The 16746-nt window shown below is 43.3% G+C and carries 14 protein-coding genes; 8 read left to right on the top strand and 6 right to left on the bottom strand.

All coding sequences use genetic code 11. From position 1 onward, the window contains the following. The first annotated feature begins 65 nt into the window (after nucleotides 1-65). The gene (locus tag AAAH86_RS05385) at nucleotides 66-1088 is read left to right on the top strand and encodes a GntG family PLP-dependent aldolase (RefSeq protein ID WP_343486491.1); all 1023 of its coding nucleotides are present in this window, start codon (nucleotides 66-68) and stop codon (nucleotides 1086-1088) included. Between the two features lie 3 nt (nucleotides 1089-1091). Here AAAH86_RS05385 and AAAH86_RS05380 read toward each other — a convergent pair whose 3' ends face one another. After that, nucleotides 1092-1403: a YegP family protein gene (locus AAAH86_RS05380; RefSeq protein ID WP_343486490.1), complete on the bottom strand. Its 312-nt coding sequence runs from the start codon at nucleotides 1401-1403 to the stop codon at nucleotides 1092-1094. A gap of 35 nt (nucleotides 1404-1438) precedes the next feature. After that, entirely contained in the window at nucleotides 1439-1765 is a 327-nt protein-coding gene (locus AAAH86_RS05375; protein ID WP_343486489.1) for a YbaB/EbfC family nucleoid-associated protein, read from the bottom strand. 64 nt (nucleotides 1766-1829) lie between these two features. Between AAAH86_RS05375 and AAAH86_RS05370 the strand changes: the two genes are divergently transcribed. The 3 genes from AAAH86_RS05370 to AAAH86_RS05360 all read left to right on the top strand — a co-directional run bounded on the left by AAAH86_RS05370 (nucleotide 1830) and on the right by AAAH86_RS05360 (nucleotide 6460). After that, complete coding sequence (locus AAAH86_RS05370; RefSeq protein ID WP_343486488.1) at nucleotides 1830-3968, top strand: S9 family peptidase; 2139 nt, start codon at nucleotides 1830-1832, stop codon at nucleotides 3966-3968. Between the two features lie 70 nt (nucleotides 3969-4038). Next, the gene (locus tag AAAH86_RS05365; RefSeq protein WP_343486487.1) at nucleotides 4039-5079 is read left to right on the top strand and encodes a cysteine synthase family protein; all 1041 of its coding nucleotides are present in this window, start codon (nucleotides 4039-4041) and stop codon (nucleotides 5077-5079) included. 121 nt (nucleotides 5080-5200) lie between these two features. Further along, nucleotides 5201-6460, top strand: coding sequence for an aminotransferase class I/II-fold pyridoxal phosphate-dependent enzyme (locus AAAH86_RS05360; protein WP_343486486.1), 1260 nt, complete (start codon nucleotides 5201-5203; stop codon nucleotides 6458-6460). 165 nt (nucleotides 6461-6625) lie between these two features. Here the strand turns inward: AAAH86_RS05360 and AAAH86_RS05355 are convergent, their stop codons facing one another. From AAAH86_RS05355 to AAAH86_RS05340, 4 genes are all read right to left on the bottom strand, one after another. Then, the gene (locus AAAH86_RS05355) at nucleotides 6626-7492 is read right to left on the bottom strand and encodes a fructosamine kinase family protein (RefSeq protein WP_343486485.1); all 867 of its coding nucleotides are present in this window, start codon (nucleotides 7490-7492) and stop codon (nucleotides 6626-6628) included. Nucleotides 7493-7503: 11 nt separating this feature from the next. Then, entirely contained in the window at nucleotides 7504-8535 is a 1032-nt protein-coding gene (locus tag AAAH86_RS05350; RefSeq protein ID WP_343486484.1) for a hypothetical protein, read from the bottom strand. A 43-nt stretch (nucleotides 8536-8578) separates the two neighbouring features. Next, the gene (locus AAAH86_RS05345; RefSeq protein ID WP_343486483.1) at nucleotides 8579-9697 is read right to left on the bottom strand and encodes a GTP cyclohydrolase; all 1119 of its coding nucleotides are present in this window, start codon (nucleotides 9695-9697) and stop codon (nucleotides 8579-8581) included. Nucleotides 9698-9821: 124 nt separating this feature from the next. Beyond that, on the bottom strand, nucleotides 9822-10817 hold the full coding sequence (locus AAAH86_RS05340; RefSeq protein ID WP_343486482.1) for a transporter: 996 nt from the start codon (nucleotides 10815-10817) through the stop codon (nucleotides 9822-9824). Between the two features lie 51 nt (nucleotides 10818-10868). Here AAAH86_RS05340 and AAAH86_RS05335 point away from each other — a divergent pair, with 51 nt between their 5' ends. From AAAH86_RS05335 to AAAH86_RS05320, 4 genes are all read left to right on the top strand, one after another. Beyond that, nucleotides 10869-11129, top strand: coding sequence for a DUF4834 family protein (locus tag AAAH86_RS05335; RefSeq protein ID WP_343486481.1), 261 nt, complete (start codon nucleotides 10869-10871; stop codon nucleotides 11127-11129). 155 nt (nucleotides 11130-11284) lie between these two features. Then, nucleotides 11285-13723 (top strand): YfhO family protein, encoded by a 2439-nt coding sequence (locus AAAH86_RS05330; RefSeq protein ID WP_343486480.1) that lies wholly within the window; start codon nucleotides 11285-11287, stop codon nucleotides 13721-13723. Continuing rightward, complete coding sequence (locus AAAH86_RS05325; protein WP_343486479.1) at nucleotides 13720-15012, top strand: glycosyl transferase family 1; 1293 nt, start codon at nucleotides 13720-13722, stop codon at nucleotides 15010-15012. Before AAAH86_RS05330 ends, AAAH86_RS05325 begins: the two co-directional genes overlap by 4 nt. Then, nucleotides 14997-16454, top strand: a complete 1458-nt coding sequence (locus AAAH86_RS05320; RefSeq protein ID WP_343486478.1) for an oligosaccharide flippase family protein — start codon at nucleotides 14997-14999, stop codon at nucleotides 16452-16454. The genes AAAH86_RS05325 and AAAH86_RS05320 overlap by 16 nt, the downstream gene beginning before the upstream one ends. Nucleotides 16455-16746: the final 292 nt, after the last annotated feature.

Here is a 16746-nt window from a genome sequence, read left to right as displayed (position 1 = left end):
TCAGTAATCAGTAATCAGTAATTCAGGATATTCCCTAAACCCTAAACCCTAAACCCTAAACCCACTTGAAAGTCAACCTAATCAGCGATACCGTTGCCCAACCCACAGCAGGCATGCTCGAGGCCATGATGACGGCCAAGGTGGGTGACGACGTATTTAAAGAAGACCCATCAGTCAATGCCCTGGAAAAAAAAGTAGCGGACTTGTTCGGAATGGAAGCTGCCCTATTTTTTCCCAGTGGTACCATGACCAACCAAACGGCCATCAAAGTGCATACAAACCCCGGGGAACAATTGATCTGTGATAAATATGCGCACGTTTACAACTACGAGGGCGGTGGCGTGAGTTTTAATAGTGGCGTTTCCTGCAAATTGGTCGATGGCCATCGGGGCATGATGACCGCGGAACAAGTGGAAGCTGCCATCAATCCGCCTGATTTCTACCACAGCCCGTTGACCTCATTGGTCTGTATTGAAAACACGACGAACAAAGGTGGGGGAGCGTGTTGGGATTTCTCGGAACTGAAAAAAATCCGTGCGGTCTGTGATAAACACCATTTGGGCTATCATCTTGATGGTGCCCGACTGTGGAATGCCTTGGTGGCAAAAAACGAATCCCCAGAACAATATGGCGCGCTTTTCGATTCTATCAGTGTATGTTTAAGCAAAGGATTGGGGTGCCCCGTAGGCTCACTGTTATTGGGCGACCAAGAATTTATTGACAAAGCATTGCGGGTGCGAAAAATTCTAGGTGGTGGTATGCGGCAATCGGGGTATTTGGCTGCCGCCGCACTTTTTGCCCTTGAAAAACATCATGAACGATTGGCAGAAGACCATCAAAAGGCCAAAGAATTAGGAGAGGTGCTTGAAACCCTACCATTTGTGCAAAAAGTACAGCCCATTGAAACCAATATCGTGATTTTTGAGTTGGATGAGACTTTGATGTCCACCGACAATTTCATTAAAATGTTGGAGAAAAAAGGCATTCTGCTCATCAATATGGGGCAGGGCAAACTACGCATGGTCACCCATTTAGATTATACCGATGAAATGCATGACTATACTTTAGAGGTGCTGAAGAAACTCTAGCAGTCAAGTACTGAGTTCAGATAAACGCTTTTTCAAGTTTTTGATACCGTTTTCCATGCCGGGTTCTGAGTCATAAGTCTGGCTTTCTGCAAGAACTTTGCCCGTTGCATTTTTCATTTGAAAAAAGAATTGGCCATCATGGTCGGTACGCCGCTCGAACCTGACAATCTTTTTGTTTCTGAACTGTTGTATCTCTGAAAAGGCTGTGCGGGCTTCCTCCTCATCGGAAAAAGCCACACTTTTTAGCAAGACCGCCCCTGCTAAAGAAGTGATTTCAAAACGAAATTTGTCATGGTACGACTTGATTTCAACCACCTTCGGAATTTTTTCTGAAGATACGAAAGCAGACCTTATTTAAAAAAGCCGTCCATTCCCGGAATATTGGGCATGCCCTCTTTGGCCACTGCCGCCAATTCAGCTTCATTGACCTTGGTCGCACGTTCAATGGCCTTGTTCAGTGTCAAAACGAGGTAATCTTCTAACTGCTCTTTATCGTTCAACAGAGAATCGTCAATTTCGATAGCTTTCAGTTCACGATTTGCCGTGATGGAGGCTTTCAAAAGTCCATCCGAAGATGCTTCCTCCAAAATCACCGTATTCAATCGTTCTTTAGTGGCTTCCACCCTTTTCTGGGCCTCTTTTAATTTACCCATCATTCCCATCATGTCTCCGAACATAATCTGTAAGTTTTATCGTTATCGATATGGACAAAATTACTAATATTGCCAAAATCCAGCCAAAATGAGATTCCATCTTATCCAATCGTACTTTTTTGCATTCTGTCTTATTTTTGTCGCCTCTTGCAAGAACACTGACCAAAACACCATGAAACATACCCCACCGATTGCCAAGAAAAAACCAAAAGAACTTGAGAAGCATGGCCATGTTCGCACCGACGACTATTATTGGTTGAACGATAGGGAAGACCAAGAAGTGTTGGATTATCTCACTGCTGAAAATGGGTACTATCAGGCCATGACGGCACATACGAAGGATTTTCAGGCAGCTCTCTATGAAGAGATGAAGTCGCGAATCAAAGAAGATGACTCATCGGTACCCTATAAACTGAATGGCTTCTGGTACATCACCAAGTACGAAACGGGCAAAGAATATCCGATTTATTCGAGAAAAAAAGGAACCTTGGAGGCCGAACCGGAAATTTTGTTTGATTGCAATAAAATGGCAGAAGGGCATGAATTCTTTAATCTAAGGGGCATTTCGGTGAGCCCAGACAATACATTGGCCGCCTTTGGTCTTGATACGGTCTCCAGAAGGCAATATTACATCCAAATCAAAAATCTGGAAACAGGTGAAATCTATCCCGATAAAATTGAGAACACCACGGGCAGTTCGGTTTGGGCAAATGATAACAAAACCCTCTTCTATACAAAGAAAGACCCTGTGACGCTTCGGTCTGACAAGATTTACAAGCACCGATTGGGTACACCGACCGAAGAAGACGAACTGATTTTTCATGAAGATGACGAAACGTTCAGCACTTTTGTTTACAAGACTAAATCGAAAAAATATATCGTCATCGGGTCGGTGAGCACGCTTACCTCAGAATACCAGGTGCTTCCGGCAAACACCCCTGATGGCAAGTTTGAGGTATTCTCACCCCGTAAAAGAGGATTGGAATATAGTATTTCACATTATGGCGATTCGTTCTATGTGTTGACCAATAAAGACGACGCGACCAATTTCAAGCTGATGAAAGCCAAAGAAGATCAAACCAATCACGAAAACTGGCAAGAATTCATTTCGCACCGAGAAGATGTGCTATTGGAGGATGTTGAGATTTTCAAAGACCACTATGTGCTTTCAGAACGTGAAAACGGCCTCAACAAAATGAAGATTGTCCGTTGGGATGATACCGACTCTTATTACCTGCCCATTGAGAGCGAGACCTACGTCATGGGCCCGACCACCAATCTTGATTTTGACACCGACAAGCTTCGATATTTCTACAATGCCATGACCTCGCCATACTCAATTGTGGAGTTTGATATGGATACCAAAGAGAAATCGGTATTGAAAGAGCAAGAGGTGCTCGGCGGAAAGTTTGATAAAGCCAACTACCGTTCTGAAAGGGTCTGGGCCACAGCCCGTGATGGGGTAAAGGTTCCGATTTCTTTGGTGTACCACAAAGATACGAAATTGGATGGTACAAGTCCGCTATTGCAGTACGGCTACGGTTCGTACGGTGCGACCATTGACCCCTATTTTTCTTCCACCCGATTGAGTTTGTTGGATAGGGGGTTTGTTTATGCCATTGCCCATGTCAGGGGTGGCGAATATCTGGGCAGACCGTGGTATGAAGATGGCAAATTGCTTACCAAGAAGAACACCTTTACCGATTTTGTTGATTGTTCCAAATTTTTGATAGAAAACAACTACACAAGCCCCGGACATTTGTATGCCATGGGGGGTTCAGCGGGCGGCTTGTTGATGGGTGCCGTGGTCAACATTGCACCAGAATTGTATAATGGGATTATCGCCGCTGTTCCTTTTGTGGATGTCATCACGACCATGTCAGATGATTCCATTCCGCTGACCACAGGTGAATATGACGAATGGGGCAATCCGAATGACAAAGAATATTACGACTACATGCTTTCATATTCACCCTATGACAATGTGGTGCAAAAAGCATATCCGAACATGTATGTATCCACTGGGCTGCATGATTCACAGGTGCAGTATTGGGAGCCTGCCAAATGGGTGGCCAAGCTCAGGGATTACAAAACCGATGACAACCTTTTGTTTTTGGATACCAATATGGATGCGGGCCATGGAGGTGCTTCCGGAAGGTTTGAAGCCATAAAGGAGACCGCAAAAGAGTTTGCCTTTTTATTGGATTTAGAGGGAAAAATCCCATAAAAAATAAAAATATTAATTTTGCCACGGCTAAATTGGGCCGAAAGCCCAACAGCCTTACCTAACACAAACTATGGAAAACAAAATCAATGCCTATAACAGCATTTTAGATTTAGTTGGCAATACCCCACTTATCAAGTTGAACAAGACAACCGAATCCCTCACCGGAAACTTTTATGCGAAGGTTGAGGCGTTCAATCCGGGCCATTCATCAAAAGACCGCATTGCCGTATACATTATTGAAGAGGCCGAGCGCAGGGGCATCTTAAAACCCGGCAGTACCATTATCGAGACCACTTCGGGCAATACAGGGTTCAGTTTGGCCATGGTAAGCATTGTAAAGGGCTATGACTGTATTTTGGCGGTAAGTTCAAAATCATCACAAGATAAGATTGACATGCTTCGTGCCATGGGTGCCAAGGTATACGTCTGTCCAGCCCACGTTAGTGCTGACGACCCACGTTCCTATTATGAAGTGGCCAAGCGGTTGCATGAAGAAACCGACGGCTCTATCTATATCAACCAATATTTTAACGAGCTCAATATAGAAGCCCATTACAAAACCACCGGACCTGAAATTTGGGAACAGACCAATGGGCAAATCACGCACTTGGTGGCCTGCAGTGGCACAGGGGGCACTATTTCGGGTATTGCCCGTTATTTGAAAGAGCAGAACCCCGACATTCGTATTCTGGGAGTGGATGCCTACGGTTCTGTATTGAAAAAATTTCACGAAACACAAGAGTTCGATCACAACGAGGTGTATCCGTACCGGATTGAAGGCTTGGGCAAGAACTTGATTCCTGCGGCCACAGATTTTGAAGCCATTGACTCATATACCAAGGTCACCGATGAAGAGAGTGCCCACATGGCACGTACCTTGGCACACACAGAAGGACTTTTCTTAGGGTATACCAGTGGTGCTGCCATGCAGGCCGTACATCAATTAAATGCAGAGGGAGAGTTTTCAGAAAACAGCAATGTGGTTATCATCTTTCCTGACCATGGATCACGTTATATGAGCAAAGTGTATAGCAATGAATGGATGGAGAGCCAGGGCTTTTTTGATACCAAGAATACTGAAGAGCCGCAACGCGTCGAATTCATAAAATAATCGGTAAAAATCCAAGGAAGTTGAAGCAGCGGCCATTCGCCGCTGTTTTTTTTATATGGGCAATGGGTTGTGGCACCTAGCCAAAAATGTATATTTTTGCAGATAATTCAGAACTTGGCAGATGAGAGATTTATTCGATAGAATTATTGAGAACAAAGGCCCTTTGGGCAAATGGGCCTCGCAGGCAGAAGGCTATTTTGTGTTCCCCAAATTGGAGGGACCCATCTCGAATCGAATGAAATTTCAGGGCAAAGAGGTCATTACATGGAGCATCAATGATTATCTAGGGCTGGCGAATCTGCCTGAAATCAAAAGAATTGACGGCGATGCCGCATTGGAGCATGGAACGGCCTATCCCATGGGTGCTAGAATGATGAGCGGGCATACCGACTATCACGAAAAACTGGAGCGAGAACTGGCTGATTTTGTCAACAAAGAGGCTTCCTATCTTTTGAATTTTGGCTATCAGGGGTTTATGTCGGTTATCGATGCCTTGGTTACCAAAGATGATATTATTGTTTATGATGTGGATTGCCATGCCTGTATCATTGATGGGGTGCGATTGCATGTAGGCAAACGCTTCACCTTTATGCACAACGATGTCGATAGCCTGGAAAAGAATCTGGAACGTGCCACCAAAATGGCTCAAGAGACAGGTGGGGGAATCCTTGTGATTTCTGAAGGTGTCTTTGGTATGCGAGGAGAGCAAGGCATTTTGAAGGATATTGTAGGCCTTAAGAAAAAATTCAAATTTCGTTTGTTGGTCGATGATGCCCATGGCTTTGGAACACTTGGAAAGACAGGCGCGGGCGCAGGTGAGGAACAGGGTATTCAAGACGACATTGATGTCTACCTCGCTACGTTCGCAAAATCAATGGCCGGTATCGGGGCTTTTGTGGCTTCGGATAAAGAAATTATCGACTACCTGAAATATAATATGCGTTCGCAAATGTTTGCCAAATCGTTACCGATGGTCTATGTCAAAGGGGCGTTGAAACGTTTGGATATGTTGCGCACCAAACCTGAACTGAAGGCAAAACTTTGGGAGAACGTGAATGCGCTTCAAAACGGACTCAAAGAACGCGGATTCGATATCGGTACCACTCAAAGTTGTGTGACCCCAGTGTATTTGAACGGCAGTATTCCCGAAGCGATGGCATTGGTCAAAGACCTTCGTGAGAATTATGGAATATTCTGTAGCATAGTGGTTTATCCTGTGATACCTAAAGGATTGATTTTACTTCGAATGATTCCTACGGCTACCCATACCATGCAGGACATTGAGGAAACCTTGGATGCTTTTTCAGCTATTCGTGAACGTCTTCAAAATGGCACGTACAAGCGACTTTCCGCTGCAGTTGCTGCAGCGATGGGCGAGTAATTCAACCACCTCTTTCTCCCGAAGCACTTCGCTTTCGGAATTCATTCTCTTCCTTGCAAAGGAGGAGAGTTGACTGTGGGACTAAATATTCTAAAAAATATCAGGTATAATTGTCCCCTTGAGGGGACGGCCAAAAGCGTGCTTTTGGTAGGGGTGTTATTCGAATCAATAAAAATACTTCTTCAAAATCCGCAGTACAGAACCTAAATAAGAACTGCCAAACAGGTTTAGGTGTACCAGTAAATAGTACAACTGGTAAATATCTGTAAGTTCGGATTGATTCTCATTCGGCGGAATGATCTCATGATATGCCTTGTAAAACGATTCACCAAAACCACCAAATAGCTTTGTCATAGCGATATCCACTTCAGAATGCCCGACATAGACCGCTGGGTCAATCAAATAGGGCGTGCCATCAGTAGTAATAAGATAGTTGCCGCCCCACAGGTCGCCATGGAGCAGGGAAGGGGGCACTTCACCTAACAATTGCCGACACCGATTTAACAGTATCTCAGTTTCAGGAATTTGGGCTATTGTCAATAATGATTTCTGCTCTGCCATGTGCAATTGGGGCACCAAACGCTCTTGCACATAATACTCAGCCCAATTTTGATGCCGTTTGTTACACTGAGGCAAACTGCCGATAAAGTTGTCGTGATCGTTACCAAAAACAGCATCATTTTTTGCCTGGTGTAACGAAGCTAATTGGACTCCCAATCGTTCAAAATCTTGTAGATTTGGCCTTTTGGAAGCGATAAACTCCAATACTAAGTAGTCACTGCCTTCAAATTCACCTTTTGTAATGACTTTCGGTGTCGCTATGGTTTTGGTTGCTGCAATTTGTTGTAACCCCTTGGCTTCTGCTTCGTACATTTTCAAAGCTTGGTCATCAGACGAACTTTTTACGAAGTATGTGCTTTTTGCAGTATCAATTTTGTAGGCGTTTGAGATGTCACCTCCCGATACGTGAGATTTCTGCTTGATTTCTTCAGAAAGTTGGTCTTCAAGATGTTTTTGGAAGGAAGAGTGCAAGTTCTTGGGAGTTATTTATTCGTGCTAGCATCGAAAAACGGATGGCTTTCCAGCATTTTTTTGAATTGTTCAGGTTCATCAACATAAAAACCAAGTGCTTTAAATTTTTGGTTTATGCCGTAAATCCCACTAAAAAAGCTTTTCCTTTTGACCGTTAAGACCACATTGTGGCTGTCAAGCTCTCCTAAAAAAGATAGTTTTTTAAACCCATCTTCTTTTGGAAATGGGGTGGTGGTCAATTGAATATGCCCAATGTTGGATACATTGATTTCTGCTCCCCCCATAATTCCATACCTGAGTATAACCAAATTATCAGTAATACTGATGGGCCTTTTGGAGAGTGATTTTGCAAAAGCAAAAAACTGTATTGCCGTGTAAATGCTCAATCCGGTTAAAAGCCAAGCAATTATCGAATTCCACTTCATTAGTAGTATGTGCAAAATGTAGGTCTCAACACCTATTATCAAGATAAATGCTAGCAATAACGCCGGTGTGCCGCTATTCTTATGGTATGAAAACTCGTTGTCACTTAATTTGAGAGGTTTCCAGTGTAAAAATCCATAGTAGACCATGGCAATCTCTGTAGCAAACAGCGAAGCAATGTTTTTTGGTAGATATTCGGCACTCACACTTTTCATCAAATCGTAGAAATCCCGGGTTTTATTTTTCTCCTTCTTGAAACTTCTTGTGACCTGAACAAGCTTGAAACCCAACATACTGAAAATGGTCAACTCAATTACGGGCAAAAACCATGTTTTAAAAAGGTTGAGGTAGTTTTGATTCTCAATGGGCAATGTTAGTGAGCCAATGATAAGCCCCAATATCATAATGGGTATTATCGTAATTTTCGGGATGGATGCTCTTCGTATCGCTAAAAAATAGAACAGCGGTATCGTCAATAATAAGTCTAATGTAATCGCTAGGGAAAGCTCTTTGGTCAACGTATTTTTCTGACTTTGTATCAAAAGGATAAGTGCGATAAAGAGTATACCAACGATTAAAAATGGAACCCCTTTTTTTAGAAGACGAAGGTTTTTCACCATAATAACACATTCTTAATTATTAGTGGTTATGTATAAGGGAATGTTACAAGTCTTGTCGATATGTCTGCCGTTTTTTATGGGTCACAGGGTCAAAATGCTTCCACATTTGGCGTATGGCGACATTCTCTTCCAACTCTGGGGTGCGGATGCAGTTATCGATACCCTTTTCTGAAAAAGTATGGTAGTATTCGTTAAAAATGATGGCTGTGACCCCCTTGTTTTGGTATTCAGGATGGATTCCTATCAAATAAAAAATAACGTCCTTGCTTTTCTTTTTTGCCCGCAACAGATGGTAAAATCCAAACGGAAACAAACGACCGTTCGCCTTTTGCAGCGCTTTTGAAAATGACGGCATCACAATGGCAAAGGCAATCAGGTTATCCTCTTTATCAACCACAAATTTGATGTATTCGGGATTGATAAAAGCGATGTATTTTTTCTTGAAGTATTCTTTTTGTACATCGGTAATTTTGACAAAAGAGGAGAGTTTCGAGTAGGTCTCATTGAACAAATCGAACATTTTATCTACCCAAGGCATGATGTCACTGCTTTTGGTAAAATTCATCTCGCGCAGGCCAAACCTTTTTTTGATGAGCAGGTTGGCCTTTGCAAACAATTTAGGGTCGGCCGCAGCAGCCTTGAATTTGTTCTCTAGATACCCTTTTTCCTTTACGAATCCGTAATGTTCGTAATGTTTTGGGTAGTAGGCGTGGTTGTACCAGGTAATCATGGTGCCGATATGGTCAAAGCCATCCGTTAGTACCCCGACCTTATCGAGATTTGAAAACCCGACAGGACCTTCCATGTATTCCAAATCGTGGGATTTCCCGATTTCAACTACTTTATCCAAAAGTGCTTTTGAAACTTCCAAATCATCCACAAAGTCAAACCAACCAAAACGCATTTTTTTAAGGCCCTGTTCGTTGACTTCGAGCCAGTTGATGATGGCGGCAACACGACCCACTAGCTGACCATCTCTAAAAGCCAAGAAAAATTGGGCCTGGGCATTTTCAAAAACGGGATTTTTATCGGTGTCAAAACTCTCCAATTCTTCCTTGATGATGGGGGGCACCCAATAGGGATTGCCCTTATAGAGCTTAAAGGGAAACTTGACAAACTGGCTTAAATCTTTTTTGGTGGTAGCCTCTTTAACGGTAATCATTCAATCGATGTCTTAGAAGTTGAATGTAAATGTAAGGGTAAGTTGGGTAAATGTACTTCTCGATTCTTCTGGTCAGGAGAAAAAAGTCCCCTCTCCAACTGGAGAGGGGACTTACTGGAGAGGATTAAAAATCAACCTTGTCTTTCTTTCTATTCTTTTTGCGTCCCTTTTTGCGTTTTTTCATTGCTTTTCGCCCAATCTTGCTTTTTGGCTGTTGCTGTTGCACTGGTTTCAACTCGTCTTTATGGAAGTCCAATCGATATGAAAACCCCGTGGAAATAAAAATCCGGGAAGGGGTGCTTTTGAAACTGGCCCCAAGGTTGAAATCGGCCTGAAAGTTTTCACTGAACAAATGGACAACGCCCGTACGCAACAGCAAATCGGAATAACGGTCACTGTCAATGCCCTGGTGTTCGACAAAAACGCTCCATTTCGGATTTCGAAAGGCATGTTGCAACGACACCAAATAGCTCAGCTCAGGAAAATCGGTCGAGATACGGTCATAGGCCACATTGGTAATCAACACAAATCTTGGGGTCAGTCGGCTCTGTGTGGCCACCATACCGCGGTACGATATGGTCGGGTCCTCAGGGTAGAACGGATTATCGCCCAAATTAAAGGTTGCCCCGCCGTACAAAGATACAGAGGGAATCAAATTCCTTAGTTGAAATAAATTGTCTTTACGCCAGCTATAGAGGTTGGGCTTGTCATTTTTGTAGCGGTCGTAAATCAAATATTTTAATCCCAATCGGTTGCGCGAAAAATCCGTGCGGCGTTCCTCAAGGTCAAAGTTGTCAAAACTGATGTTTTGGCTCACAAACGTGCCTTCATAGTTGATTTCCAATTCTTCAAACAGCAATCCGTATCGTAGGGATAAATCCGCTCCAAAAATATTGGATGTCGTATTGAGGTCGGCATGGTCACGCTGTTCGTACAAGGGGCCAAATTCAGCCTGTACCACATTTTTGCCAACTGCATAGGCACTTACAGAGAGCCCTGGCCGGTTTGAATTGATCACGTCGGTATACTGCGAAATGGCAATCGAGGGTACTGCAATGAATAAAAGGGTAAGCCATTGAGACGCCTTTAAAATTGATTTTAATACTATTTTATGATACATAAAAGGTTTTTGAGAGACCAACAATGTAATTTTGAATCATATTAAGCGAAAATGGCTGTATTACAAACGATTTTAATCCTCATATTAGTATACTACGGACTCAAATTGACCTTGAAATGGTTGGCTCCAAGAATACTGAATTATGCCGCCAAAAAGACCCAAGAACGCTTTCAAGAGCAGTTTGGGCACTACCAAAACACTTCCGATACCACTGACCATGGCGATGCGACCACGGTGAAGAGAAAATCACATCGCAAGTCAAATCCTTCAAAAAAAGTTGGCGAATACATCGATTTTGAAGAGATTGAGTGACAATTAGGGGTTAGAATCTTAAAATCACCTTTAATTTTTAGAAAGCTGGCTGACTGCTGCTTGAGCAAATATTTTCACAAATTGTTATTAAGTTATTCGTTACTTTGCTGTTGTTTTCATGAAACATTCACCCAATGACCAGTAACTTATAAGGTATGAACCTTTCCGTTAAGGAATTTCTCAACGTATTTTTTGTAATCGTTTTTTTTGTGGTCGCCGCATTAGCCTATTTCTATCCCGTATTGCAGGATAAGGCCATTTACCAATCTGATATCGCCCTTTACAAGGGCATGGCGAAAGAGCGTGATGACTTTAAGGAAGCCACAGGTAATGAATCATACTGGACCAACAGTGCCTTTGGCGGTATGCCCACCTATCAGTTGGGGGCCAATTATCCACATGATTACATTAAAAAGTTTGACCGCCTGATTCGCTTTTTGCCCCGCCCTGCCGATTATCTCTTTCTGTATTTTTTGGGATTCTTCATTTTGATGCTCAGTTTGAAGGTAGAATATCGATTGGCCATCTTAGGGGCGCTGGCCTTTGGTTTTTCCACCTATCTGATTATTATTTTGGGAGTTGGTCATAATGCCAAGGCCCATGCGTTGGGCTATATTCCGATGGTATTGGCAGGCATTGTGCTCGTCTTTCGAAAAAAATACGTGCTCGGTTTTCTTTTGACGGCACTGGCCATGGCGTTGGAAATCAATGCGAACCACTATCAGATGACCTATTATTTTATGCTGCTGGTTTTGGTTTTGGGCGTGGTGCAATTGATTCATGCCATTAAGAAAAAACAACTGAAACATTTTTTTGTTTCCGTGGGAATTTTGATAGGTGCCGTACTGTTGGGTATTGCCACCAATGCCACCAACCTTATGGCCACCAAGGAATATGCCGATTGGAGTACCCGCGGGAAATCAGATTTGACAATAAATCCGGATGGGAGTCCGAAAGAAGCTACTACTGGATTGGATAAAGAATATATCACCCAATACAGCTATGGAATTTCAGAGTCATTGAATCTTTTTGTGCCGAGATTGTATGGCGGTAATAGTAGTGAAGACCTGGGCAAAGATTCCGAAGCCTATGAATATTTGACACAACAAGGACTTTCGCCTACGAAGGCTCTCGAATTTTCATCCAGTTTACCATTGTACTGGGGCAATCAGCCCATTGTGGCCGGCCCGGCCTATGTGGGAGCCATAGTCATATTTCTGTTTGTTCTGGGGCTTTTTCTGGTCAAGGGCAGACGAAAATGGTGGCTTGTGGGCGGTGTGGTGTTGTCGCTATTGCTGTCTTGGGGAAAGAACTTTCCAGCCTTGACCAATTTTATGATCGATTATTTCCCGTTGTACAATAAGTTCCGTGCGGTATCATCAATTCAGGTGGTATTGGAGCTTTGTATTCCGGTTTTGGGAATTTTAGGGATGCGCGAGCTTTTTAGAAAATCCGTCAAGAAAAAGGCAAAGTTGAATGCCTTGAAACTTTCTACGATTATCGTTGCTTCCCTTGGGGTGTTGCTGTTGTTGGCAAAAGGACTTTTTGATTTTGAGGGGTTGCGTGATGCGACCTATCAGCAATATTTTGGCGCACCGCTGATGGAAATGATTGTAGAAGACCGTGAAGCGGTATATGTTAGTGACAGCTTGCGTTCAATCATTTACGTATTGTTGACAGCATTTGTGCTGTGGTTGTTCATCAAAGAGAAGATCAACAGAAACATTGCTGTAATTGCACTCGGGCTCTTACTTGTATTTGACCTTGTTGGTGTTGCCCAGCGTTATGTAAATGAAGACGATTTTGTGCGCCAACGTAGGGTCGAGCGACCATTTCAGGCATCACCAATCGATGAACAGATAAATACCGACGATTCCATTTTTAGGGTGTTTGACCCCAATGAAGGCCTGAACGGTTCACGAACTTCCTATTTTCACCAATCCTTGGGCGGGTATCATGCGGCAAAACCAAGACGGTTGCAAGATTTGTTCGAGTTTCACCTCTACAATAACAATTTGCAGGTCTTGAACATGCTGAATGCCAAATACATCATTCAAGAAGATGAGGAGGGAAGGAGTTTCCCCGCTGTTAATCCCGATGCGAATGGCAACGCATGGTTTGTCTCAAAAATCATTCCCGTAAAAAGTGCGGATGCCGAAATCAAGAAATTGGGAAATTTCGACAGCGAGATGGAAGCTGTGGTCGATACCCAAAAATACCCCAGGGTCACCAAATTGTCGTATGCTGTTGATTCTATGGCGACCATACAACTGACGGATTATCGGCCCAACGCCCTGAAATACGAATACAGCAATCTGAATGAGGGCTTTGCCGTTTTTTCTGAAATGCACTATCCCCATGGTTGGAATGCCTATTTGGATGGGAAACCAGTTGACCATCTTCGTGTCAACTATGCACTTCGCGGAATGAAAACTCCCGCAGGCAACCATACCATTGAATTCAAGTTTGAACCTGAAGTTGTTAAGACAGGCAGCCAAATCGCCTTGGCCAGCAATATTTTGTTGGGCTTGTTGATTGTTGGGGGAATCGTATTTTCGTTTTGGAAACCAAAACGGGAATCAGAAAAAAAGTGAAAAAAGTATTGGTCATCGCTTATTATTGGCCACCAGCAGGTGGCCCAGGGGTACAGCGGTGGCTGAAATTTGTAAAGTACCTTCCTGAGTTTGGTTACGAGCCCATTGTCTATGTTCCAGAGAACGCCGATTATCCCATTGTTGACAAATCGATGTTGGATGACATTCCTGAAAACCTGCGAATTTTAAAACAACCGATTTCAGAACCGTATCGATGGGCCTCTTTTCTATCCACCAAAAAAACAAAGCGCATCAGCTCTGGAATCATCCCCAAAGAGGAAAAACAATCCGCTTTGGATAAATTATTGCTTTGGATACGGGGCAACTTTTTTATTCCCGATGCGCGAAAATCGTGGGTAAGGCCGTCTGTCAGTTTTCTTTCCAAAATCATCCAACAAGAAAATATCCAAAGTATCATCACGACAGGGCCGCCGCATAGCCTGCATTTGATTGGGTTGCAACTGAAGCAGCAATTCCCCAATATTCAATGGACGACCGATTTTCGAGATCCTTGGACATCCATCGGATACCACAAAAAACTTAAGCTCACCAAGGCATCACAACAAAAGCACAAAGCGTTGGAACATCAGGTACTCATCAGTTGCGATAAGATCGTGGTGACCAGTGGGACAACGAAAAATGAGTTCAGGGCACTCACCCAAAAACCCATCAAGGTCATCACCAATGGTTTTGAGCCACTTGTTGCGAAAGCCGGTACGTTGGATGAAAAGTTCACCATATCGCATATCGGCTCCTTGTTGACGGATAGAAATCCCACAGTACTTTGGGACGTACTGCAAGACTTGGTTCATGAGCATAAAGCTCTTGGTGAACATTTAAACATTCGATTGATCGGGGTGGTAGGGGAAGCTGTTCTGCAGTCACTTGAAAAATATGGTTTGGCAGACTTTGTAACAAATTTGGGATATGTCGGGCATGATGAAGTGTTGCAATACCAACATCGTTCACAAGTGTTGCTTTTGACAGAAATCAATGCTGAGGAAACCAAGGGCATCATTCCAGGCAAACTTTTTGAATACCTGAATGCCCAGCGCCCCATACTGGCCATTGGCCCGATGGGGTGGGAGGCAGGCCAGATGGTCGAAGCAACCGAATCAGGGGTCTATTTTCGTTCAAACGACAAAAACGGATTAAAAAAAGTACTTTTGAATTGGTACGGGGCCTACAAAAACAACAGTTTACAGGTCGCTCCGAGCGGTATTGAGAAATACAGTCGCCGGTCACTGACCAAATCATTAGCTGAGTACATCGCATGGGAATCGTCTTAAAGCAATCCTTTCAAAACACGGTGATTACATACATCGGTTTTGGTATCGGTGCAATCAATACGCTTTTTCTGTATACCCAGATATTGTCCCCGGAATATTACGGCCTTGTGACTTTTATATTGGCCACTGCCGCTATTTTGATGCCTTTGATGGCTTTTGGCGCACATAACACCTTGGTTAAATTTTACAGCTCCCAACCCAAAAATGACAAAAGCGGCTTTCTCACCTTAATGCTTTTATGCCCATTGTTGGTTTTGGTGCCCTTGGCCATTTTGGTATGGTTGGGGTACGATACCGTGGCCTCTTTTGTCTCTGAAAAAAACACCATTGTCTACGATTACGTATGGCATGTTTTCTTGGTCGGTCTTGCAATGGCTTACTTCGAGGTTTTCTATGCGTGGGGCAAGGTACAGCTAAGGTCGGTTTTCGGTAATTTAATGAAAGAGGTGTTTGCGCGGCTTGGGGCGATGCTCTTGCTGGCACTGCTTTATTTTGAGCTCATAAGCCTTGATGTCTTTTTTATGGCCTTGGTCGGTATTTACCTGCTCAGGACCTTGATCATGAAACTATATGCCTACCGATTGCGCTGGCCCAAACTGGATTTCAATTTTCCGAAAGCAACGAAAGAAATATTGACCTACAGCCTTTTGATTATTTTGGGAGGCTCAGCTGCTTTGATTCTGTTGGAAATTGACAAGTTCATGATCAATCAATTCATCAAAATCGAAAATGTCGCCTTCTATGGGGTTGCTGTCTACATAGCCATGGTCATCATTGTTCCCTCAAGGGCCATGCACCAAATCACCTATCCGTTGACTGCAGAATTTCTGAACAAAAATGATTTAGAAGGATTAAAAGCACTGTACCAAAAATCATCACTGACACTTTTTATCGCATCCGGATTGTTGTTTTTGCTGATTGTTTTGAATGTGGAGGATTTGTTCCTTTTGCTTCCTGAAGCGTATCGCGGTGGCTTTTATGTCGTATGCCTGATAGGTTTGGCCAAAGTGGCCGATTCACTGTTGGGAAACAACAACTCTATCCTGTACAATTCCAAATACTATAAAACAGTACTCATTTTTGGGGTTTGCCTAGCCATTGTGACCATTCTTCTGAACCTATGGTTGATACCCAAAATGGGCATTGAGGGCGCAGCATTGGCAAGTTGTATCGCCATTGTAATCTTTAATATATTGAAAGTGGGCTACGTGCAATTGAAATTCGGGATGCTTCCCTTCACCAAGGGAACTTTTAGAATACTGGCCCTGCTATTGTTGGTGGGTGCGCTGTTTTGGTACTTGCAGTTTCCCTTCCACCCCATCATCAATATCCTTTTAAAGTCAACTTTGATGATCTTGATGTATGTGGGAATGCTCTATCGGTTCAATATTTCAGAAGATGTGACCGGATTGATTTCGAAGATCTTGAGACGAAGGGAATGATTTTTACACACCCCTTAATCCCCTCTTTTTAGAGGGGAGACAAAAGCTCCTCCCCTCAGATATTGCATCCAACGAACGTAGTGAGAGGAATGCATAGGTGTAATCCCGAAGAATTTTGGGATGACGAAAGGGATTGAAGATTTCCCTAAATACAGTTTTATGCTCAAAAGAGATTCCCTCCTTCCGATAGCTATCGGGAGCGGGAATGACGAAAAAAGGCTATAAGATAAAACCCCGCAGCAAGTAAGTACTTACTACGGGGTCAAACAACTAACCAACCTAAAAACTGCTT

The sequence above is a fragment of the Allomuricauda sp. d1 genome (assembly GCF_039592695.1).
Taxonomy (GTDB): Bacteria; Bacteroidota; Bacteroidia; order Flavobacteriales; family Flavobacteriaceae; genus Flagellimonas_A.
This window is presented reverse-complemented; position numbering and strand designations above follow the sequence as displayed.